We start from the raw sequence: 21793 nt of genomic DNA, 5'->3' as shown, positions 1-21793 counted from the left end.
TGAAGGGGTGATGGCCATGAGCCCAGTGGCAGAGAAGAGATTGCTGGCGACGGTTCTGGGACAACGCCAGGAACGCCCCCCGGTGTGGATCATGCGCCAGGCTGGCCGCTATCTCCCCGAATATCGCGAGACCCGCACCAAGGCCCGCAATTTCCTTGAGCTCTGCTACACGCCCGAACTCGCCGTCGAAGTGACCCTGCAGCCACTGCGTCGCTTCGACCTCGATGCGGCAATCCTGTTTTCCGACATTCTCGTCATTCCCGACGCGCTGGGCCAATCGGTTCGCTTCGAAACGGGGGAGGGCCCAATCCTCGAGCCTCTCGGCCCCGATGATGTGGCTCGGCTCGATCGCGACCGGGCCATGAGCCATCTGGCGCCGGTCCTGGAGACGGTGCGGCGCCTGCGAGCGAGCCTGCCAGCGGACAAGACCCTGATCGGCTTCTGCGGCTCTCCCTGGACGGTGGCGACCTATATGCTGGGTGGTCGTGGCTCCTCGGACCAATGGACCGCGCGCAAATTTGCGCTGCAGCATCCCGAGGCTTTCGATCGGCTGATGGATATCCTTGTGGCCACCAGCGTCGATTATCTGGTGGCGCAGTTGCAAGCCGGCGCCGATGTGGTGCAGCTGTTTGAAAGCTGGGCCCTCAATCTCGATGACGCCGCTTTTGCCCGCCAGGTCATCGCGCCCAATAAACGCATCGTCGAGGGCGTGCGGGCCCGCGTCCCCAATGCGCCTATTATCGGCTTTCCCCGTGGCGCTGCCGGCAATCTGCCGCGATATGCGCGCGAGGTCGGGATCAATGCCATGGGTATCGATTATTCGACCCCGCTCGATTTCGTGCGCAATGCCTTGCCAGCCGACCTGCCGCTGCAGGGCAATCTCGATCCCCTGCGTCTCGTGGTTGGTGGCGAGGCGATGGAGAGCCAGGTCAGGGCGATCCTGGAGGCCTTTTCAAATCGGCCGCATATCTTCAATCTCGGCCACGGTATCGTGCCGGAAACGCCGATCGCCCATGTCGAGGCGCTGATCGGCATGATCAAAGGCTAGGGAGATTTCGCGATGATCGAGTGGGTCAAGGCTCTGCATGTGATTTCGGTCATCGCCTGGATGGCAGGCATGCTCTATCTGCCGCGCCTTTTCGTCTACCACACGGCGGCGGAGAAGGGATCGGTGCAGTCCGAGACCTTCAAGATCATGGAGCGACGTCTGTTTCGGGCCATCACCACCCCGGCCATGATCGCCACCTGGGTTTTCGGGCTGTGGATGGTGCATCTGGGTCTGGTCGACTGGGGCTCGGTCTGGCCCTGGGTCAAGGCAGCGATGGTTCTGGCCCTGTCGGGTGTTCACGGACTTTACGCCCGGCATCTCAAGGCTTTCGCCCGCGATGCCAATGACAAGCCGCAGAAATACTTCCGCATGCTCAACGAGGTGCCGACTGTGTTGATGATCGTCATCGTCATCATGGTCATCGTCAAACCGTTCTGACCGTTTCACGTGAATCGTCTGAATTGAGCGGTTCAATCTTGAATTCTTGGCGCGAACCAGCTAGAGGGAGCCATCGCATCCTTTTCAGTCCCTGCGGCCGCCCGGTCGCTTCGTGGTGCGAGCACTCCCCTTCCTTTTCGACATTTTCGATTTCCCTCTAGGGTCCATCGCATCCATGCAGAATATCAAGCTCAGCGAGCTTAAGGCCAAATCGCCGGCAGAATTGTTGGCATTCGCTGAAGAACTCGAGGTCGAAAACGCTTCGACCATGCGCAAACAGGAATTGATGTTTGCCATTCTCAAGGAACTGGCGGCTCAGGATATCAACATCGTCGGCGAAGGCGTGGTCGAGGTGCTGCCCGACGGCTTCGGCTTCCTGCGCTCTCCCGATGCCAATTACCTGCCTGGCCCGGACGATATCTATGTCAGCCCCAGCCAGATTCGCCGTTTCGGTCTGCGCACCGGTGACACGGTCGAGGGCGAAATCCGCTCCCCCAAGGAGGGCGAACGCTATTTCGCGCTTCTAAAGGTCAACACCATCAATTTCGAAGATCCCGAGGCGGTCCGCCACAAGGTCAACTTCGACAACCTGACGCCGCTCTATCCCGAAGAGCGGTTGCGCATGGAACTGCCCGATCCCACCCTGCGGGATCGCTCTGCGCGTCTTCTCGACCTGGTGGCGCCGCTCGGCAAGGGTCAGCGCGCCCTGATTGTTGCGCCTCCCCGTACCGGTAAGACGGTATTGTTGCAGAATATTGCACAATCGATCGCGACCAATCACCCCGAATGCTATCTGATCGTTCTGCTGATCGATGAGCGTCCGGAAGAAGTGACCGACATGCAGCGCTCGGTGCGCGGCGAAGTCATCTCCTCTACCTTCGACGAGCCGGCCTCTCGCCACGTCCAGGTCGCCGAAATGGTGATCGAAAAGGCCAAGCGTCTGGTTGAGCACAAGCGCGACGTGGTCATTCTTCTCGATTCGATCACTCGCCTTGGTCGCGCTTACAACACGGTGGTGCCAAGCTCCGGCAAGGTTCTGACCGGCGGTGTCGACGCCAATGCCCTGCAGCGTCCAAAGCGCTTCTTTGGTGCCGCGCGCAATATCGAGGATGGCGGTTCGCTCACCATCATCTCGACGGCGCTGATCGACACCGGCTCGCGCATGGACGAAGTGATCTTTGAAGAGTTCAAGGGCACTGGTAACTCTGAAATCATTCTCGACCGCAAGGTTGCCGACAAGCGCATCTTCCCAGCGCTCGACATCACCAAGTCCGGCACCCGCAAGGAAGAGCTGCTGGTCGAGCCCGACATCCTCAAGAAGATGTATGTGCTGCGCCGCATCCTCAATCCGATGGGGACCATTGATGCGATGGAATTCCTCATGGACAAGGTGCGCCAGACCAAGACCAATTCCGACTTCTTCGACTCGATGAATACCTGATCGATGATGGGCGCCCCGGTGGCGCCCATCACCTCAATGGACCCAGCGATGCGGCACGACGACACCATCATGGCGCTCTCCTCGGGTGTCCTGCCAGCCGGCGTCGCCGTGATCCGCCTTTCGGGTCCCAAGGTGCGCGACGCCTTGATGGCCGTCTCTGGACCTTTGCCCAAGCCGCGCCTGATGGCCCTGCGTCATATCGGCGATGCCGGCCAACGCCTCGACCAGGGCCTTGTGGTGTTCTTTCCTGGCCCCGCCAGTTTCACCGGCGAGGACTGCGCAGAACTGCATGTTCATGGTTCGCGCGCCGGGGTAAAAGCCATCTTGGCCGCGCTGTCGGGCCAGGGACTCCGCCTCGCCGAGGCTGGCGAGTTTACGCGCCGCGCCTTCGAAAACGGCAAACTTGATCTTCTGACCGTCGAAGGCCTCGGCGATCTTCTGGCCGCCGATACCGAACGACAGCGCCAGCAGGCCCTCGCCCGCTATGATGGCGCTCTCAGCGCCAAAGTGGAACAATGGCGCTCTGTTTTGCTCGATCTGCGCGCGGAGCTGGAGGCCCGTCTCGATTTCTCCGATGAAGGTGACGTCGACGCGGAATTGCCCGATAGCTTTCTGGATAGCCTGGTAGGACTGCGGCGTTCGATTGCTGACACGCTCGCCGCGGTCGAGAGTGGCCGCGTTGTTCGTGAAGGTATTCGCGTTGCATTGGCGGGTGCTCCCAATGCCGGCAAATCCAGCCTGATCAATGCCCTGGCCAAATCCGACATTGCTATCGTTTCGGACGAGGCGGGCACCACCCGTGACGTGCGGGAGGTGCCGCTGGACATCGATGGCAATCTTTTTGTCTTTCTTGATCTCGCCGGCCTGCGCAATACCGATAACAAGGCTGAGGCCGAGGGCATCCGCAGAGCAAAACAGGCGATGGAGGGTGCCGACATTGTTCTGTGGCTTATGGCTCCCGATACTCAAGATGCGACCTTGCCCGGCGATCTTACCGGAAAGATCATCCGGGTCGCCACCAAGTCGGATCTGACGGCCGCTACTGCCCCGCATGACCTCCAGCTTTCTGCTGTCAGTGGAGAGGGTCTTGATATGCTGTTCGCCACGCTGGCTCGCTATGCCGAAGATCTGATCGGCGGGGAACCAGCTTTGGTCAGTCACGAACGCGATCGCATGGCCCTGTCTGCTGCCGTCGCCAATATTGATCGCGCGGAAGCCACGCTGAAGCAGTTCGAGCTGGCGGCTGAAAGTCTCCGCGAAGCATCCGCTTCGCTGGAGCGGTTGATCGGCAAACTGGATGCGGAACGGGTACTGGATCGGCTGTTCCTGCAGTTTTGTATCGGCAAATGATTCACGTGAAACATCGGCATTCAAGTGCGCGGGTCTAGCCGACGCAGAGGTGAATTGATTCACGTGAAACATTCCCCTATCTCCGGACATGGAGACTGAAGATGAGCGACTATGCAGTAATCGTGGTGGGCGGCGGGCATGCAGGCTGTGAAGCGGCCGCGGCCTCGGCGCGCATTGGTGCGCCGACCGCCCTTATCACCCACAGGTTTGCGACCATCGGCGAGATGAGCTGCAATCCAGCCATCGGCGGTTTGGGCAAGGGCCACCTTGTTCGCGAAATCGACGCCCTGGATGGGTTGATGGGTCGGGTGGCGGACCAGGCTGGCATTCAGTTCCGGGTGCTCAATCGGCGTAAGGGTCCGGCTGTCCGCGGTCCGCGCGCCCAGGCGGATCGCAAGCTCTATCGCAAGGCCATGCAGGCGGCGATCTCAGCGCAACCCAATCTCGATGTCATCGAGGGTGAAGTCGATGACATCATCGTCGAACATGGCGCCATTACCGGGGTGCGGTTGCTGGATGGCAGGGTCTTCGGTACCCGCGCTGTCGTGCTCACGACCGGCACCTTTCTGCGCGGTTTGATTCATCGCGGTGAAGAAACAGTGCCCGCCGGCCGGGTTGGGGAAGAGCCTGTTCTGGGGCTATCGACCCGACTCGAAGCTTTGGGCCTTGCCCTTGGGCGTTTGAAGACCGGTACGCCGGCGCGCCTCGATGGCCGCACCATCAGTTACGACATATTGGAAGAGCAGCCGGGCGACGATCCGCCTGAGGCGTTTTCGGCGCTGACCGAAGCTATCACCACGCCCCAGATTTCCTGCCATATTACCCGAACGACGGCCGACACACATCGCATCATCAGCGACAATCTGCATCGCTCGGCGATGTATTCCGGTCGCATTCAATCGCGAGGTCCGCGCTATTGCCCGTCGATCGAGGACAAGGTTGTCCGCTTCGCCGATCGCGACAGCCACCAGATCTTCCTTGAGCCCGAAGGGCTCGATGACACAACGGTCTATCCCAACGGCCTTTCAACCTCGCTGCCAGCCGATGTTCAGATGAACTTTCTGCGCTCCATGCCTGGCCTCGAAAATGTCGAGATCGTTCGTCCCGGTTACGCTATCGAATACGACTATGTGGACCCGCGTGAGCTACGCCCGACCTTGGAGGTGAAGCGCCAGCCGGGTCTGTATCTGGCCGGACAGATCAATGGCACCACCGGATATGAGGAGGCCGGGGCGCAGGGACTTCTTGCCGGGGCCAATGCCGCTCTGGCGAGCACCGGTGCCGCGCCGATGATCCTGTCGCGGACGGAAAGCTATCTCGGTGTCATGGTCGACGATCTTGTGACCCGCGGGGTGTCAGAACCCTATCGAATGTTCACGTCGCGGGCCGAGTTCCGGCTGCACCTGCGTGCCGACAATGCCGATCAGCGTCTGACCTCAATAGGACTTGAAAAGGCTCTGATTGGCGATCGCCGCGCCGATCTCTTCCGCTCGAAGATGACAAAGCTTGAGGCCGGTCGCACTATGCTGAAAAGCGCCTCGGCCTCGCCCAGCGAAGCAAGGCGCGCTGGCCTTGCCGTCAATGAAGACGGAAAGCGGCGCACGGCTTTTGAACTCCTATCCTATCCGGATATGACGCCGACAGACCTGACCAAGCTCTGGCCGCAGGTTGCCAACATTGCGCCCGATGTCATGGAGCAGCTGGCGATCGATGCGCAATATGCCGTCTATCTCGATCGGCAAGAGGCAGATATTGCCAGCATGCGCCGGGACGAGCAAAAGGCCATCCCCGACGACATCGACTATAACGCTATTGCCGGCCTCTCCATGGAACTCCGCCAGAAGCTGACGCAGCTGCGCCCGCAGACGATTGCGCAAGCGCAGGCCATGGATGGCATGACACCGGCCGCTGTCACATTGTTACTTGCTGTGCTGCGGCGCGGCGTTCTGCGCAAGGCGGGATAATGGGGGATTTTTCGTCGATCCGAAATTATGCCCCGCATTTTGCGCGTGGCTTGGACGCCGTGGGTGCGGATTTGGAACGCTATGCTGCGTTGCTGCGCAAATGGCAGGCCGTACAGAATCTTGTTTCACGTGAAACACTCGATCTCGTCTGGCAGCGTCACTTTGCCGACAGCCTGCAGGTCCTGCCGCTTCTGAGAGGCAGCGACAAACTTTTCCTAGATCTGGGAAGTGGCGGTGGATTTCCAGCGCTGCCCCTGGCGATTGCAACGAAAGGCAGCGACAGGCGCTTCATTCTGGTCGAGCCAACGGCGCGCAAGGTAAGCTTTCTGCGCACGGTGGCCCGGGAACTCGCGCTGGATGTCACGGTGATCGGCCGGCGCAGCGATCAGATTGATTCACGTGAAACAGGCGTGCCCGAAGTGATCACCTCCCGGGCCTTGGCAGCTCTGCCGCAACTTTGCAGCTGGATGGAGCCATTTTTTGGTAAGGAAACCCGCGCAATCCTGCATAAGGGGCGGGAACATGTTGAAGAACTCGCGGAATCGGATGCTTTATGGTCCTATGACGTGGTAACCACGAGCAGTGATACGGATCCCGGCGGCGTGATACTCACTCTCAGCCAGCTACGCCGGAAATCCCAGCTCTAGTGGCAGAAGTGGAGGCCAGTTTGGCACCCCGGATTCTCACCCTGGCCAATCAAAAAGGCGGTGTTGGCAAAACCACCACCGCGATCAATCTCGCAACGGCCCTGGCGGCCATTGGCGAGCGTGTGCTCATTGTCGATCTCGACCCGCAGGGCAATGCCTCCACAGGTCTCGGCATCTCGCGCACCGACCGCGCCGTGTCGGCCTATGACGTGCTGGTTGGCGAAGCCAGCGTGGCTGAGGCTGCCATCATGACCACCGTCCCCAATGTCGCCATCGTGCCCTCTACGATGGATTTGCTGGGCGTTGAGTTGACCATTGCCGGTCAGGCCGACCGCGCGTTCAAGCTTCGCAACGCCTTCAAGCAATTGGGGGAGTTGGTGATCAATGAGCTTCCTGTCAGCTATATTCTCATCGACTGCCCACCCTCGCTCAACCTGTTGACGGTCAATTCCCTCGTCGCCGCCGATGCCGTATTGGTGCCTCTGCAGTGCGAATTTTTTGCGCTCGAAGGCCTGAGCCAGTTGCTCCAGACCATCGAGCAGATCAGGTCTACCCTCAATCCGCGCCTGTCGATCCAGGGCGTGGTGATGACCATGTTCGACAAGCGGAATAATCTCAGCGAGCAGGTGCTGGCGGATGTGCGCAGCGAAATGGGTGAACTGGTCTATGACACGGTCATTCCGCGCAATGTCCGGCTCAGCGAGGCGCCGTCTTACGGCAAGCCGGCATTGCTTTATGACCTGAAATGCGCCGGCAGCCAGGCCTATCTACGCCTGGCCACCGAAGTGATCCGCCGCGAGCGGCGGCTGAATGCAGCCTAGGAGACGATGATGACCGACAAACCGACACGATTGGGGCGTGGGCTCGCGGCGCTGATTGGCGACATGGCCTCTATGGAAGGGGCGCGGGTCACCGAGTCGTCGTCGGGTAAGCGCCTTCCCGTCGATTTCATCATCGCCAATCGTGCCAATCCGCGGCGGACCTTTGATGCCGATCAGCTTGAGGAGCTGACTAATTCCATTCGTGAAAAGGGCGTCATGTCGCCGCTGCTGGTGCGGCCGACCGATGATCCCAATGTCTTCGAGCTTATCGCCGGCGAACGGCGGTGGCGCGCAGCGCAAAAGGCGGGGCTGCACGATGTTCCTGTCATCGTGCGTGAGGTCGATGACAAGGAAGCGCTCGAGCTGGCCATTATCGAGAACGTGCAGCGCGCCGACCTTAATCCGCTTGAAGAAGCAATGGGTTATGGCCAGCTCATCGAGCAGTTCGAATATACGCAGCAAGATCTCGCGCAGGTGATCGGCAAGAGCCGGTCGCATGTCGCCAACACTTTGCGCCTGTTGCGCCTGCCCGAGGAAGTGCGCAGCATGGTGGCGAGCGGCACGCTGACCGCAGGTCACGCACGCACCCTGATCACGGTGGAAGACCCGGCCGCATTGGCAAGACAGATCGTCGACAAAGGGCTATCGGTTCGTGATGCCGAGGCCTTGAGCCAGCAGCGGGAACTGCCCCAGAAGCGCCCAGTGCCCGCCGAAGCCAGCAAGGATGCCGACACCCAGGCCCTGGAACGTCGGCTCGCTGACGCCCTGGGGCTAACCGTTGCTCTCAACTATTCGGAGCGCGGCGGGAAGCTCGAGATTCGCTACAAGACGCTCGAACAGCTCGATGACCTCTGCCTGCGCCTCACCGGTCGGTCCAATTTTTAGGCCGCCTATTTGCAACTCATAACTTACCGATTGTGAGCACTGTTCACATCGGTCATCGAAGTGGCGCCCTAGTTGTCGGCGAGCCTGGCCCTGATTTCAGCGGCCAGGCCTCGCTCTGCGCCGATGACCATGGCCTTGTGATGTTGGGTCCACGTGTTCAAAGACCAGTCTGCGGCATTGGCTGCAATTGCCAGTGTGGGAAAATAGGCCTGTGCCTCCACACGCGCGCCCCTGACCAAGACTTTTATGCTGGCCCGCAGGTATTCATCGCCTTCGAAGGCATCGAGAAGCGCAAGATCGTCGCCGGAAAGACCGGCCAGTAACAGACCCTGCGCCATGCCCGTTTCACGGGAAACCAAAGCCGGATAAACCCGCCCAGGATAGTAGACTGCGCTAAAACCGGGGGCGTAGGCTGGTTGAAAATCCCCGGCTGACGGCTGCCGCCCGAGTACAGCGGCGAGAATATCCGCATCCTGCAGGGTGCCATAGGCGAATAGCGTAGCGTTGGCCATGCGAATTTATCCTGCTCTGCGTTCATGGGTGTTGCAGCCGCGCCTTTGCTATGCCATAAGCCGCCCGTATCGACCAGCCGCGCCTCTCCAAGGCGCTTTCGATCTCGCGGAGAGATGGCAGAGCGGTTGAATGCACCGCACTCGAAATGCGGCATAGGGGCAACTCTATCGGGGGTTCGAATCCCTCTCTCTCCGCCACTTCACCAAATCCGATAAGGCTCAACAAGCGTCTCGGCGGAAAAGCGGGGCGTTACGGCGCACGCCTTTTGCCTTTGCTGCGTCTGAGATTGGTCGCGCAAGGCGGCGCGATGGAGTGTACGGTTGCCCGGACAGGCCTGGACGCGCTAGGCTTGTCGCAGGAGGATCGGAATGTGACCGGCGAGGCCCAGGAAAACGATCAGCATATGCCGCGCCAGGTCAATATCGAGCACGCGGTGCGTTCCTTCGGCTTGTTGCGGGAATATTTCGCCGGTGCCATCGCGGTCGATCTCGATACGCGCATCACCTGGATCGACAAACGCTATCGCGAGCTTTTGAAACTGGATGCGGAATTTGACCCGATCGGCCTCAGTGTCGAGCAGGTCATCCCCCATTCGCTGCTGCGACGAGTGGTGCAGACGGGCCGTCCGATCCTGCTCGACATCATGGATTTCGACGATCGCCAGTTCGTGGTGTGCCGCATCCCGCTCAAGGATGAGCAGGGCAATGTTGAAGGCGCTATCGGCTTCGTGTTTTACGACAATGTCGATTATCTGGCGCCGATCCTCGACAAGTTTGCCGCGCTGCAACGGCAACTCAGCCGCGCCCAGGCAGCGCTGACACGCGAGCGACAGACCAAGTACACGCTGTCGAGTTTTGTCGGTAATAGCGGCACGGTGCGCGAGCTCAAGGCGATGGTGCGCCGCTTTGCGCTGCGCGATGGTGCCGTGTTGATCGAAGGGGAAACAGGTACCGGCAAGGAATTGCTGGCGCATGCCATGCATCAGCAGTCCGACCGGGCCGAGGGTCCATTCGTGGCGGTCAATGTGGCGGCTATTCCCGAGGCCCTGCTGGAAGCCGAGTTCTTCGGCGTGGCGCCCGGGGCATTCACCGGAGCCGATCGCAAGCCGCGCAAGGGCAAGTTCGAACTGGCCCATGGCGGCACGCTGTTTCTCGACGAGATCGGCGACATGCCCGCCGCCCTTCAGGCCAAGCTGTTGCGGGCGCTGCAGGAAGGGGAAATTGAAGCGTTGGGCTCCAATACGGTCAAAAAGGTGGATGTGCGCATCATTGCCGCCACCTCGCAAAATCTGTCCGAGCGCCTGGCCGACAAGAGCTTTCGATCGGACCTTTATTATCGCATCGCCGTGCTGACCATTCACGTTCCGCCCCTGCGGGAGCGTCTTGACGATATCGAGGTCATCGCCACCACCCTGCTCGAGCAAATCCCCGGCCAGGAGGGGCAAACCGGCTGGATTTTGGCAGCGGATGCGGTGGAGTGCCTCGCCCGACACGATTGGCCCGGCAATGTGCGCGAACTTCGCAACGTGCTCGAACGCGCGGCAGCCATGGCACCGGAAGACAGCATCGACGGCGCGCTGATTGGCCGGGCCTTGCCGCAGCTCCGTGGGCGAGTGTCCAGCACCGCGCCCAGCCTTTCTGGCCGTATCGCCGAGGCGGAGCGACAGGCGCTGATCGATGCCATCGCCGCCGCCAATGGCAGCAAGTCTGCCGCAGCCCGCCACTTGGGTATTTCGCGCTCCCAGTTTTACGAAAAGGCGAAGCGACACGACCTCTGATCTGTCCGGCTGACCGGACATCTGTTCGATATTGTCCTGATTTTCGGACAGTCCGGCAGCGGCCGCCGGACAAAAGTCCAGCAAAACCGGGACTGGCACGAAAGCTGCAAGACATCCTGCAAAGATGCCGGGTCGATCAAGATCCGCAACGACAGGGATGGAGATGGAGTGAGCGCGCCTAAGCGAACTGCATTGGTGACGGGGTCGACGAGCGGGATTGGCCTGGCCATTGCGCGCCGACTTGCCGGTCTGGGCTATGATGTGGCGATCAACAGCTTCGAGCCGGAGGCGGCTGTGGCCCCGGTGCTTGGGGATCTTCAGGCCGTGTCTTCTGGCCGCATCGTCTATCATCAGGCAGACCTCGCCGATGAGCATGAAAGCTATCGGCTCAGCCAGGACGTGATTGCCGATCTGGGCAGCCTTGATGTGCTGGTCAACAATGCCGGCATTCAGAAGGTTGCCGCGGTCGAGCAGCTGCCAGCCGCAGACTGGAACCGCATCATCGCCGTCAGTCTTGATTCAGCCTTTCACACCATTCGCGGCGCCCTTGCGGGCATGTCCGAACGCGGCTGGGGCCGGATCATCAACATCGCCTCGGCCCATGGGCTGCGTGCCTCGCCCTACAAGTCGGCCTATGTGGCCACCAAGCATGGCGTGGTCGGCCTCACCAAGTCAGTCGCACTCGAAGTGGCCGAGAAGGGCATAACCGTCAATGCCATCTGTCCCGGCTATGTCTGGACCCCCCTGGTGGCAAGCCAGGTGACTGATCAGGCGCGCGTGCACAATCTGAGCGAGGACGACGTGGTTCGCCAAGTCATCCTGGCGCCCCAGCCTACCCGCCAGTTCGTCCAGCCCGAGGAAATCGCCGAGATGGCAGCCTATCTCTGCTCGGATTGGGCGCGCTCGATCACCGGCACCACCATTTCCATCGACGGAGGCTGGACCGCCAAATGACCACATCGGCCCAAGACACCATCCTCTCCGCGCGCGGCCTGACCAAGCGCTTTGCCGGCTTCACCGCCGTCAACGGCGTCGATCTCGACGTGCGGCGCGGTAGCATCCACGCGCTGATCGGCCCGAATGGCGCCGGCAAGACCACCTGTTTCAACCTGCTGACCAAATTCCTGCAGCCCAGTTCGGGCCGTATCACCTTCAACGGCCGCGATATCACCGCCCTGCAGCCGGCGGCCATTGCCCGGCTCGGGGTCGTCCGATCATTCCAGATCTCGGCGGTCTTTGCGCAGATGACCGTGCTGGAAAACGTGCGCATCGCCCTGCAGCGCCGCCGTGGCGACAGCTTCGATTTCTGGCGGCCGCAAAAGGTGCTGGCCCAGTTCGACGACGAGGCCATGCGCCGGGTCGAGGAAGTGGGCCTGGCCGATCTGGCGCATGCCCAGGCCGGCGATCTGTCCTATGGGCGCAAGCGGGCTCTCGAAATTGCCACCACGCTGGCCCTTGAGCCCGAGATGATGCTGCTCGACGAGCCCATGGCGGGCATGGCGCAGGAAGATGTCACCCGCATCTCTGCCCTGATCCGCCGTATCTCGGCCAATCGCACCATCCTGATGGTCGAGCACAATCTGTCCGTGGTTGCCGACCTTTCCGACCGCATCACAGTGCTCGCCCGCGGCGAAGTGCTGGCCGAAGGCAGCTATGCCGACGTCTCCCAGCACCCCAAGGTCATCGAAGCCTATATCGGAGGCGGCCATGAATAGCCCGGCCCTTGCAGCATCTGCCGCGCCCGAACTCGCGGTCCGCAATCTTGAGGGCTGGTACGGCGAAAGCCATGTGCTGCATGGCATAAACTTCGACGTCCATGCCGGCGAGGTGGTGACGCTATTGGGTCGCAACGGTGCCGGCAAGACCAGTACCCTGCGCGCCATTATGGGCCTGCTGCCCCGCCGCCAGGGCTCGGTGAGCTTTGCCGGTCGTGAACTGGTGGGGTTGCCGCCACGCCATATCGCCAAGGCCGGCATTGCCTATTGTCCCGAGGAGCGTGGCATCTTTTCGTCGCTGTCGGTGGACGAGAACCTGATGCTGCCGCCCATGGTCAAGCCGGGCGGGCTCAGCCGCGAACAGGTGCTCGACATGTTTCCCAATCTGCGCGAGCGGCTGGGCAGTCAGGGCACCAAGCTGTCGGGCGGTGAGCAGCAGATGTTGGCCATCGGCCGCATCCTGCGCACCGGCGCCAAGTTCCTGCTGCTCGACGAACCCACCGAGGGCCTTGCCCCGGTCATCGTGCAGCAGATCGGCCGGACACTGGCCATGCTCAAGGGTCAGGGCTTCACCATTGTCCTGGTGGAACAAAACTTCCGCTTCGCGGCCTCGGTCGCGGATCGGCATTACGTGGTCGAACAGGGCAGGGTGATCGACATGATTCCCAATGCCGAGCTGGCGGCCAATACAGCCAAACTACACGCCTATCTGGGCGTCTGATCAGCTGCCCGCAACGGGCCAAGGCAAATCGGGAGGAGACCGACTATGACTTTGAACAAACTGCTGGTGGCAGCGCTCGCCACCACACTGATGACCGGCACGGCGATGGCCGTCGACGTCAAGATCGGCGTGCTCAACGACCGCTCCGGCATCTATGCCGATCTGTCCGGCGAGGGCTCGGTGATCGCCGCACGCATGGCGGTCGAGGATTTCGGTGTGGCCGACAAGGGTATCAATGTCGAGATCATCTCGGCCGATCACCAGAACAAGCCCGACGTGGCCTCCAACATTGCCCGTCAGTGGTACGATACCGATGGCGTCGACCTGATCGTGGACGTGCCCACCTCGTCGGCCGCCTTGGCCGTGTCGGAAGTCACCCGCGAAAAGGACAAGATTTTTATCAATTCCGGCGCCGGTTCGACGGCGCTGACCGGCGCGCAGTGCTCGCCCAACACCATCCACTGGACCTATGACACCTATGCCCTGGCCAAGGGCACGGGCGGCGCCATGGTCGAGCAGGGCAAGAAGAACTGGTTCTTCATCACCGCTGACTATGCGTTCGGTCATTCGCTGGAAGAGGAAACCACCAAGGTGGTCGAAGCCGCCGGCGGCAAGGTGCTGGGCACTGCCCGTCACCCGTTCCCGGGCACCGATTTCTCGTCCTATCTGCTGCAGGCCCAGTCTTCGGGCGCCGACGTCATCGGCCTTGCCAATGCTGGCGGGGATACGGTCAACGCCATCAAGCAGGCCGCCGAGTTCGGAATCACCCAGGCCGGCCAGTCGCTGGCGGGCCTCTTGATCTTCATCACCGACGTGCATGCGCTCGGCCTTGATGCGGCGCAGGGTCTGGTGCTGACCGAAGCTTTCTACTGGGACCTCAATGACGAAACCCGTGCCTGGTCCGAACGCTTCGAAGCCCAGAGCGGGGGCAAGAAGCCGACCATGGTTCAGGCCGGCGTCTATTCGAGCGTGCTGCACTATCTCAAGGCCGTCGAGGCCACAGACGGCAAGGTCACGGCTGACCTGATGGCATCGATGAAGGCCACGCCCACTTCCGATCCGCTGATGGGCCAGGGGGCGGTCCGTGCGGATGGCCGGACCATCCACGACATGTACCTGTTCCAGGTCAAGGCGCCGGGCGAATCGAGTGGTCCTTGGGACTATTACGATCTGCTGGCCACTATTCCTGCCGATCAGGCCTTCCGACCGATGGAAGAAGGCGGCTGCGCCCTGGTCCAGTAGTTCAATTCTGCGGGATGCGGGCCCCGGCGCGCATCCCGCCAGCAAGGAACCGTCATGTTCGAGCTTCTCGGCATTCCACCACAGGCCCTGTTCGGCCAGCTCCTTCTGGGGCTGATCAACGGATCGTTCTACGCCTTGCTCAGCCTGGGCCTGGCAGTGATCTTCGGGCTGCTCAACATCATCAATTTCGCCCATGGCGCCCAGTATATGATGGGTGCGTTCGTGGCCTGGATGCTGATGACCTATCTCGGCATCAATTATTGGTGGTCGCTGCTGCTGGTGCCCATTGTGGTCGGCGCGACGGGCATAGTGGTCGAGCGATTGATGATCTCGCGGCTCTATAAGCTCGATCATCTCTATGGCCTGCTTTTGACCTTCGGTCTGGCGCTGATCATCCAGGGCTTGTTCCGCAATGGTTATGGTGTGTCTGGTCTGCCCTATTCCATCCCTTCGCAACTGGCAGGCGGCACTAATCTCGGCTTCATGTTCCTGCCCACCTATCGCGGGTGGGTCGTACTGGCCTCGCTGGTGGTGTGTCTTGGGACCTGGTTTGCCATCGAACGCACGCGGCTCGGCGCCTATCTGCGCGCCGCCACGGAAAACCCGGATCTGGTGGGTGCTTTCGGCATCAATGTGCCACGCATGATCACGCTGACCTATGGCTTCGGCGTGGCGCTTGCCGCATTGGCTGGCGTGCTCGCCGCCCCGATCTATTCGGTCAACCCCAATATGGGTGCCGATCTCATCATCGTCGTCTTTGCCGTTGTGGTCATCGGCGGCATGGGCTCGATCCTGGGTGCCATCCTCACCGGCTTCGGCCTCGGCATCATCGAGGGCCTGGCCAAGGTCTTCTATCCCGAAGCCTCTTCGGTCGCCGTCTTTGTCGTCATGGCGCTGGTGCTGCTGGTCAAGCCCGCCGGCCTGTTCGGGAGGGCTGCATAATGGCCGTCGATACTCAGCCTGCAGTCGTCACCAATGCATCTGTCGGCGTGCCGCGTCACCATGTGCTGATCTTCCTGGGCATGGTCGCCCTGCTGCTGGTGGCGCCGTTCGTGCTTTATCCGGTCTTTCTGATGAAGGTTCTGTGTTTTGCCCTGTTTGCCAGTGCGCTGAACCTGCTGCTCGGCTTTGGCGGGTTGCTGTCCTTCGGCCACGCCGCCTTTTTCGGCATTGCTGCCTATGTGTCGGCCCATGCCGCCAAGGTCTGGGGGCTGACGCCCGAGCTGGCCATCCTGCTCGGCACTGCCGCGGCGGCGGTTCTGGGGCTGCTGATCGGTGTGCTCGCCATTCGTCGACAGGGCATCTACTTCGCCATGGTGACGCTTGCCTTCGCGCAGATGGTCTATTTCTTCTGCATCCAGGCGCCGTTTACCGGCGGCGAAGACGGTATCCAGGCCGTGCCTCGCGGCCATCTTTTCGGGGTGATCGACCTCAGCCGCGACCTCACCTTCTACTTCGTGGTGCTGGCCATCGTCGTCGGCGGCATGCTGCTGATCTATCGCATCATCCACTCGCCCTTCGGCCAGGTGCTCAAGGCCATTCGCGACAACGAGGCGCGCTCGACGTCGCTGGGCTACAAGGTCAATCGCTACAAGCTCGCCACCTTCGTCATGTCGGCCAGCATTGCCGGCCTCGCCGGGGCGACCAAGGCGCTGGTGTTCCAGCTTGCATCGCTGACCGACGTGCATTGGAGCATGTCCGGCGAGGTGGTGCTGATGACGCTGCTGGGTGGCATGGGCACGATTTTCGGGCCGCTGATCGGCGCCGGTGTCATCGTCACCATGCAGAACTATTTCGCCGGTTTCGGCGCCTGGGTCACCGTGTTGCAGGGCGTGATCTTCGTCATCAGCGTGCTGCTGTTCCGCGAAGGCATTGTCGGCGTCATTTCCCGTTGGCTCAAGAAACCCCTTTAGGCAGAGTAATCCGATGCAGAAAGTCTATTCGAGCGCCGTCGACGCCCTTGCCGGCGCGCTCCGCGATGGCATGACCATCATGTCCGGCGGCTTCGGCCTCTGCGGCATTCCTCAGGCGCTGATCGAGGCGGTCCGCTTATCCGGCGCGCGCGACCTCACCGTCATCTCCAACAATGCCGGTGTCGACGGCATCGGGTTGGGCACGCTGCTCGAGAGCCGACAGATCCGCAAGATGATCTCGTCCTATGTGGGCGAGAACAAGCTGTTCGCCCAGCAATATCTCTCCGGCGAACTCGAGCTCGAATTCAACCCGCAGGGCACGCTGGCCGAACGCATCCGCGCTGGCGGCGCCGGCATACCGGCATTCTTCACCAAGACCGGCGTGGGCACTGTCATTGCAGAGGGCAAGCCGGTGCAGGAATTCGACGGCGAAATGTTCGTGATGGAGCGGGGCCTTGTCGCCGACATTTCCCTCGTCCACGCATGGAAGGGCGACCACGAGGGCAATCTTGTCTACCGCAAGACGGCCCGCAATTTTAACCCGATGATGGCCACTGCCGGCAAGCTGACCATTGCCGAGGTCGAGCATCTGGTGCCCACCGGCGAGATCGAGGCCGACAGCATCCATACGCCGGGCATCTTCGTGTCACGCCTCGTGCACGTGCCCAATCCGCTCAAGCATATCGAGCAGCGCACCACCCGTCCCCGCATCGAGGAGATTGCCTGATGGCCTGGACCCGCGACCAGATGGCGGCCCGCGCCGCACGCGAGCTGGAAGACGGCTTTTACGTCAATCTCGGCATCGGCATCCCGACATTGGTGGCCAATTACATCCCGGACAATATCGACGTCACGCTCCAGAGCGAGAACGGCATGCTCGGCATGGGCGCTTTCCCGCTCGAGGGCGAGGAGGATGCGGACCTCATCAATGCCGGCAAGCAGACCATTACCGAACTGCCCCAGACCAGTTTCTTCTCCAGTGCCGACAGCTTTGGCATGATCCGCGGCGGTCATATCGACCTCTCCATCCTCGGTGCCATGCAAGTGGCCGAAAATGGCGATCTCGCCAACTGGATGATCCCCGGCAAGATGGTCAAGGGTATGGGCGGCGCCATGGATCTGGTGGCCGGCGTCAAGCGCGTCGTGGTGGTGATGGAGCACGAAGCCAAGGGCGAATCCAAGCTGTTGCGCCAATGTACTCTGCCGCTGACCGGACAGCGCTGCGCCGATCTGGTGATCACCGATCTCGGCGTCTTCACCATCGCCCGACGCGGGCCGCCGAAGCTGGTGCTGGTAGAACTGGCAGATGGCGTGACGCTCGATGAAATTGCAGCAAAGACAGAGGCCCGGTTCGAGATCGGCCTGGACCAAGGGGCCAATTAAATGACCGATATCGTCATTGTAGGCGCGGCGCGGACGCCGGTTGGAAGCTTTCTGGGTGCCCTCGGCAGCGTGCCGGCGCATCAGCTCGGCGCCACTGCCATCGCCGCCGCGCTGGCGCGTGCCGGCGTGTCGGCGGCTGATGTCGACGAGGTTATCCTGGGCCAGGTATTGGCGGCGGGACAGGGCATGAATCCGGCAAGACGGGCGGCGCTGGCCGCCGGAATCGGGCAGCATGCGACGGCACTGGGGATCAATCAGGTTTGCGGCTCCGGCCTGCGCGCAATTGCCATGGGCATGCAGCAAATCCTGTGCGGTGATGCCGGGATCGTGGTGGCCGGAGGGCAGGAATCGATGTCCCTGTCGCCGCATTGCCAGAACCTGCGCCAGTCCACCAAGATGGGTCCGGTCACCCTGGTCGATACCATGCTGTCGGATGGCCTGACCGATGCCATGGGCGGATATCATATGGGCATCACCGCTGAAAATGTCGCCAGGGCCTATTCCATCAGCCGCGACGAGCAGGATGGCTTTGCTCTGGCCTCGCAGCGCAAGGCTGCAGCCGCGCAGGCCGCAGGCCGCTTCGTTGATGAGATCGCGCCAGTAACGGTCAGTTCGCGCAAGGGCGATCTGATCGTCGATCGCGACGAATATATTCGCGCCGAAACCACATCCGAGGGGCTGGGCAAGCTCTCGCCTGCCTTCGACAAGGCCGGGACCGTCACGGCTGGCAACGCCTCCGGCCTCAACGATGGCGCGGCGGCAGTCGTGCTCATGCATGCCAATGAAGCGACGCGCCGTGGTTTGAAGCCACTGGGCCGCATTGCGTCCTGGGCCACCGCCGGCGTCGACCCGGCCCTGATGGGCACCGGACCTATCCCCGCTTCGCGCAAGGCGCTCGACAAGGCCGGCTGGGCCGTCTCTGACCTCGACCTGGTCGAAGCCAATGAGGCCTTTGCCGCGCAGGCCTGTGCCGTGAACCAGCAGATGGGCTGGGATCCGGATCGGGTCAATGTCAATGGCGGCGCCATCGCCATCGGCCATCCTATTGGCGCGTCCGGAGCTCGCGTGCTGGTCACGCTGCTGCACGAGCTGATGCGGCGAGATGCTCGCCGTGGGCTTGCCACACTCTGCATTGGCGGCGGCATGGGCGTTGCCATGTGCCTGGAAACCTGACGAGGCGACACATACCCACCGATACAGTCCACGAGCCGTTGCAGGGCGCTTGCGCGTCGCGCCGGTTCGGTCTGCACGCAATCTGCACCGTTTCTCGATAATTGCTGCACATGCGCCTGATGGTTAGAGGGCGGCCGGACGTCGGTCGCTTTTGGGATCATCTGGTTGGCCATGTCGTCTCTTCGCTTCGCGCTGCTGCTGCCTGCCGCCTTGGTGGCAGGGTGTTCGAGTTTAACGACGCCCTATATGCGGCCGGCTCTCCCGGCTGCACCGGCTTGGACGCAAAGTGCTGGGGTTGCCGAACCCTCGGCCGCGATCGGCTGGTGGCGGAGCTTTGGCGACCCCAAGCTCGACCAGCTGGTCGAGGCGGTCCTAGGCAACAACAACGATCTTTTTGCTGCGACGCTCCGGGTACGCAAGGCGCTGCTGCAGGCGGAGCTGGCCGGCGTCACTAAGTTTCCAGTCCCTACTGGCGGCGGAACAGCGCAGCGCAGCTTTCCGCTGGGCGATGGCAATGCGGCGAGCAGCAGCTTTGTTGCCGGCCTTGGTGCGTCCTATGAGCTGGACCTCTGGGGTCGGCTGGCCAGCGCTCAGGACATGGCCAGTCTGCAGGCTGCGGCATCGATCGAGGATGTGGAGGCGGCGCGCACCACAGTGGTTGCCGCGACCATCGAAACCTATTGGCGGCTGGCCTTCGTCAACCAGGATCTGGCCGCGGCCCGGGCCTCACTGGAGATTGCGCGACAGGTGGAGGACCTGGTGAAAAGCCAGGCTGCTGCAGGTGCGGCCACGGCGCTCGAATTGGCCGAGGTTCGACAGACGCTCGAAAGCCAGGCCGCGGCGCTTGCCGATCTCGAGCAGAACCGCGTCGTGTTGCGCAATGCCCTTTTTGTCTTGCTCAATGGGGGGGCGAATCCGGTCGTCGAGCCCCAGCATCTGCCGCGCCAGACGCCGATGCGGATCACGGCCGGGCTCCCTGCCGAGCTGCTGGCGCGCCGGCCCGACCTGCGGGCTGCCGAACTGCGTCTGCGGGCATCTCTCCGCGCGGTCGACACCATGCGGGCCAGCCTCTATCCGCAGATCAGCCTCACCGGCAATCTGGGGGCCGCCAGCAGCGACCTCCTGCAGATTCTGTCCAATCCCGTGGCGACTCTGGGCGCCGGCATTGTCCTGCCATTTCTCAATTTTCGCGACGGCGAGCTGCGGGTCAAAGTCTCGGAGGTGGATTACGAGATCGCCGTTGCCGAATTCCGATCGGTACTGCTTACCGCCTTCAGCGATACCAGCACGGCGCTCAGCGCCCGCACCGCGCTCAATGACAAGGCCAGGCGCCTGCGTGCCGCGCTCGAAGCGGCTGAGGCTGCCGACAAGCTGACCGAGGAACGCTATCGCGCCGGTTCTGTGGCCCTGCGCATCTGGCTTGATGCGCAGGAGCGCAGCCGCACGGCAGCCCGAGCCGTGGCCGCCAACCGGCTCGATCAGCTGGTCACCGAGGTGCAGATCTTCCGCGTCTTGGGCGGTTCGCCGTCCATGCCCGCCACTGCGTCCCGCTGACCGCACGACCATATCTTTCCGGGTAGCATCATGATTTCCTCGACATTTCGTTTCTTGCCGACTGCGCTGCTGGCACTGGCCCTTGCCGCCTGCTCCAGCGCACAGGACCAGCCCGCTCAGCCACCTGCAGCCGAAGCCCCGCTCGTATCGGTCATCGAGCTCAAAGCCAGCTCCGTCACCGTTTGGGACGAATTGCCTGCCCGTGTGTCGGCTTTGCGGACCGCCGAGGTGCGGGCGCAAGTCAGCGGGCTCATTGTCAGCCGCCTGTTTGAGGAAGGCAGCGAGGTGAAAATGGGGCAGCCGCTATTTGTGCTCGACGCCGCATCCTATGCGGCCGATGTCGCCAGCGCTGAGGCGACGCTGCAAAAGACCCAGGCGGCACTCAGCCAGGCCGCGTCCGAACTCGATCGGGCGCAAGCGCTCAAGGCGAGCAGCAATATCAGCGATCAGGCTTTCGACCTGACGCGGTCGCAGCACGCCCAGGCTTCTGCCGATGTTGCGCAGGCCGAGGCGGCTTTGAAAAAGGCGCGACTGTTGCTCGACCTGGCTACGATCAAGGCTCCGATCGACGGGCAGATCGGCGCGGCTTCCGTTGGAGAAGGCATGCTGGCCGAAAGCACCAGTACGGTGGGACTCGCCACCATCCAGCAAATAGGCAGTGTTAACATTGACATTCGCCAGCCGGCCTCGAGACTGGAACATCTGCGCAGCCTGGCAAAAAGCGGTGGCCTGCAGCAGGCCGGCGCTATTCCCATCGACATTCTTCTGGGTGAAGGCGATGACGGCGTCATTGCCGCCAAGGCGCTGTTTTCAGATATCAGCGTCGATGAAGGCACCGGCAATGTGCGGCTGCGGGCGCGGGCGGATAATCCGGATCGTCGGCTGCTCCCCGGCATGTATGTGCGGGCGCGGGTGCCGCGCGGCATCTATCCGGACGCCGTCAGCGTGCCGCAACAGGCGGTGGTGCGCGACATGCTTGGTGCGCCCAGCGTCTTCGTCGTCGGCACCGATGGTGTTGCAACGCCGGCAGAGGTCGTCCTGGGCGAATTGGTTGAGGGTCAATACATCGTCAGCGCCGGGCTTCAACCGGGCCAGATCCTCGTCGTGGAGGGGCAGGACAAGCTCTCTGCTGCCGGCCCGGTGCGGAGCATGGCCTTTGGCCAACCACACTCCGACGCTGCTGCGGCGCCGGTCACCTCCCCTTAATT

21 protein-coding genes and 1 tRNA gene are annotated in these 21793 nt (G+C 62.1%); 21 read left to right on the top strand and 1 reads right to left on the bottom strand.

The window, feature by feature from the left end; translation table 11 throughout:
- Positions 1 to 16 precede the first annotated feature (16 nt).
- The 8 genes from hemE to BGO80_RS10170 all read left to right on the top strand — a co-directional run bounded on the left by hemE (position 17) and on the right by BGO80_RS10170 (position 8594).
- Positions 17 to 1048, top strand: coding sequence for a uroporphyrinogen decarboxylase (hemE, locus tag BGO80_RS10205; RefSeq protein ID WP_286721304.1), 1032 nt, complete (start codon positions 17 to 19; stop codon positions 1046 to 1048).
- A 12-nt stretch (positions 1049 to 1060) separates the two neighbouring features.
- A complete protein-coding gene (gene hemJ / locus BGO80_RS10200) occupies positions 1061 to 1486 on the top strand; it encodes a protoporphyrinogen oxidase HemJ (protein WP_286721302.1) in 426 nt (141 codons plus the stop codon).
- Positions 1487 to 1661: 175 nt separating this feature from the next.
- The gene (gene rho, locus BGO80_RS10195; protein ID WP_126150079.1) at positions 1662 to 2927 is read left to right on the top strand and encodes a transcription termination factor Rho; all 1266 of its coding nucleotides are present in this window, start codon (positions 1662 to 1664) and stop codon (positions 2925 to 2927) included.
- A 48-nt stretch (positions 2928 to 2975) separates the two neighbouring features.
- The gene (mnmE, locus tag BGO80_RS10190) at positions 2976 to 4277 is read left to right on the top strand and encodes a tRNA uridine-5-carboxymethylaminomethyl(34) synthesis GTPase MnmE (RefSeq protein ID WP_286721299.1); all 1302 of its coding nucleotides are present in this window, start codon (positions 2976 to 2978) and stop codon (positions 4275 to 4277) included.
- 101 nt (positions 4278 to 4378) lie between these two features.
- A complete protein-coding gene (mnmG, locus tag BGO80_RS10185; protein ID WP_286721297.1) occupies positions 4379 to 6241 on the top strand; it encodes a tRNA uridine-5-carboxymethylaminomethyl(34) synthesis enzyme MnmG in 1863 nt (620 codons plus the stop codon).
- Complete coding sequence (rsmG, locus tag BGO80_RS10180; protein ID WP_286721295.1) at positions 6241 to 6888, top strand: 16S rRNA (guanine(527)-N(7))-methyltransferase RsmG; 648 nt, start codon at positions 6241 to 6243, stop codon at positions 6886 to 6888. Before mnmG ends, rsmG begins: the two co-directional genes overlap by 1 nt.
- A 20-nt stretch (positions 6889 to 6908) precedes the next feature.
- Entirely contained in the window at positions 6909 to 7709 is an 801-nt protein-coding gene (locus tag BGO80_RS10175; RefSeq protein WP_126150075.1) for a ParA family protein, read from the top strand.
- A gap of 9 nt (positions 7710 to 7718) precedes the next feature.
- Positions 7719 to 8594, top strand: a complete 876-nt coding sequence (locus BGO80_RS10170) for a ParB/RepB/Spo0J family partition protein (protein WP_126150074.1) — start codon at positions 7719 to 7721, stop codon at positions 8592 to 8594.
- A gap of 68 nt (positions 8595 to 8662) precedes the next feature.
- Here BGO80_RS10170 and BGO80_RS10165 read toward each other — a convergent pair whose 3' ends face one another.
- Positions 8663 to 9106 (bottom strand): gamma-glutamylcyclotransferase family protein, encoded by a 444-nt coding sequence (locus tag BGO80_RS10165; RefSeq protein ID WP_286721292.1) that lies wholly within the window; start codon positions 9104 to 9106, stop codon positions 8663 to 8665.
- 108 nt (positions 9107 to 9214) lie between these two features.
- On the opposite strand from BGO80_RS10165, the gene BGO80_RS10160 reads away from it, so the two are divergent.
- From BGO80_RS10160 to BGO80_RS10100, 13 genes are all read left to right on the top strand, one after another.
- Positions 9215 to 9304, top strand: a tRNA-Ser gene (locus tag BGO80_RS10160).
- Between the two features lie 173 nt (positions 9305 to 9477).
- Positions 9478 to 10884, top strand: coding sequence for a sigma-54 interaction domain-containing protein (locus BGO80_RS10155; RefSeq protein WP_286721291.1), 1407 nt, complete (start codon positions 9478 to 9480; stop codon positions 10882 to 10884).
- Between the two features lie 168 nt (positions 10885 to 11052).
- Positions 11053 to 11838, top strand: coding sequence for a 3-hydroxybutyrate dehydrogenase (locus BGO80_RS10150; protein WP_126150071.1), 786 nt, complete (start codon positions 11053 to 11055; stop codon positions 11836 to 11838).
- Positions 11835 to 12599 (top strand): ABC transporter ATP-binding protein, encoded by a 765-nt coding sequence (locus tag BGO80_RS10145; protein WP_286721288.1) that lies wholly within the window; start codon positions 11835 to 11837, stop codon positions 12597 to 12599. The genes BGO80_RS10150 and BGO80_RS10145 overlap by 4 nt, the downstream gene beginning before the upstream one ends.
- A complete protein-coding gene (locus BGO80_RS10140; RefSeq protein ID WP_164550321.1) occupies positions 12592 to 13320 on the top strand; it encodes an ABC transporter ATP-binding protein in 729 nt (242 codons plus the stop codon). The genes BGO80_RS10145 and BGO80_RS10140 overlap by 8 nt, the downstream gene beginning before the upstream one ends.
- Before the next feature lie 45 nt (positions 13321 to 13365).
- Positions 13366 to 14562 carry an ABC transporter substrate-binding protein gene (locus tag BGO80_RS10135; protein ID WP_286721286.1) on the top strand — a complete coding sequence of 399 codons (1197 nt, stop codon included), beginning with the start codon at positions 13366 to 13368 and terminating at the stop codon, positions 14560 to 14562.
- Between the two features lie 54 nt (positions 14563 to 14616).
- Positions 14617 to 15504 (top strand): branched-chain amino acid ABC transporter permease, encoded by an 888-nt coding sequence (locus BGO80_RS10130; protein WP_286721284.1) that lies wholly within the window; start codon positions 14617 to 14619, stop codon positions 15502 to 15504.
- Positions 15504 to 16475 (top strand): branched-chain amino acid ABC transporter permease, encoded by a 972-nt coding sequence (locus BGO80_RS10125; RefSeq protein WP_286721282.1) that lies wholly within the window; start codon positions 15504 to 15506, stop codon positions 16473 to 16475. Before BGO80_RS10130 ends, BGO80_RS10125 begins: the two co-directional genes overlap by 1 nt.
- Positions 16476 to 16488: 13 nt before the next feature.
- Positions 16489 to 17202 (top strand): CoA transferase subunit A, encoded by a 714-nt coding sequence (locus tag BGO80_RS10120; RefSeq protein WP_286721280.1) that lies wholly within the window; start codon positions 16489 to 16491, stop codon positions 17200 to 17202.
- Positions 17202 to 17858, top strand: coding sequence for a 3-oxoacid CoA-transferase subunit B (locus BGO80_RS10115; protein ID WP_126150066.1), 657 nt, complete (start codon positions 17202 to 17204; stop codon positions 17856 to 17858). Before BGO80_RS10120 ends, BGO80_RS10115 begins: the two co-directional genes overlap by 1 nt.
- Positions 17859 to 19031 carry an acetyl-CoA C-acetyltransferase gene (locus BGO80_RS10110; protein ID WP_286721278.1) on the top strand — a complete coding sequence of 391 codons (1173 nt, stop codon included), beginning with the start codon at positions 17859 to 17861 and terminating at the stop codon, positions 19029 to 19031.
- Between the two features lie 171 nt (positions 19032 to 19202).
- A complete protein-coding gene (locus tag BGO80_RS10105; RefSeq protein ID WP_286721277.1) occupies positions 19203 to 20585 on the top strand; it encodes an efflux transporter outer membrane subunit in 1383 nt (460 codons plus the stop codon).
- Between the two features lie 54 nt (positions 20586 to 20639).
- Positions 20640 to 21791, top strand: a complete 1152-nt coding sequence (locus BGO80_RS10100) for an efflux RND transporter periplasmic adaptor subunit (RefSeq protein ID WP_286721275.1) — start codon at positions 20640 to 20642, stop codon at positions 21789 to 21791.
- Positions 21792 to 21793 lie beyond the last annotated feature (2 nt).

The organism is Devosia sp. 63-57 (assembly GCF_001899045.1).
Classification (GTDB): Bacteria; Pseudomonadota; Alphaproteobacteria; order Rhizobiales; family Devosiaceae; genus Devosia; species Devosia equisanguinis.
The sequence above is the reverse complement of the archived record's forward strand: the minus strand, read 5'-3'. Positions and strand labels throughout refer to the sequence as shown.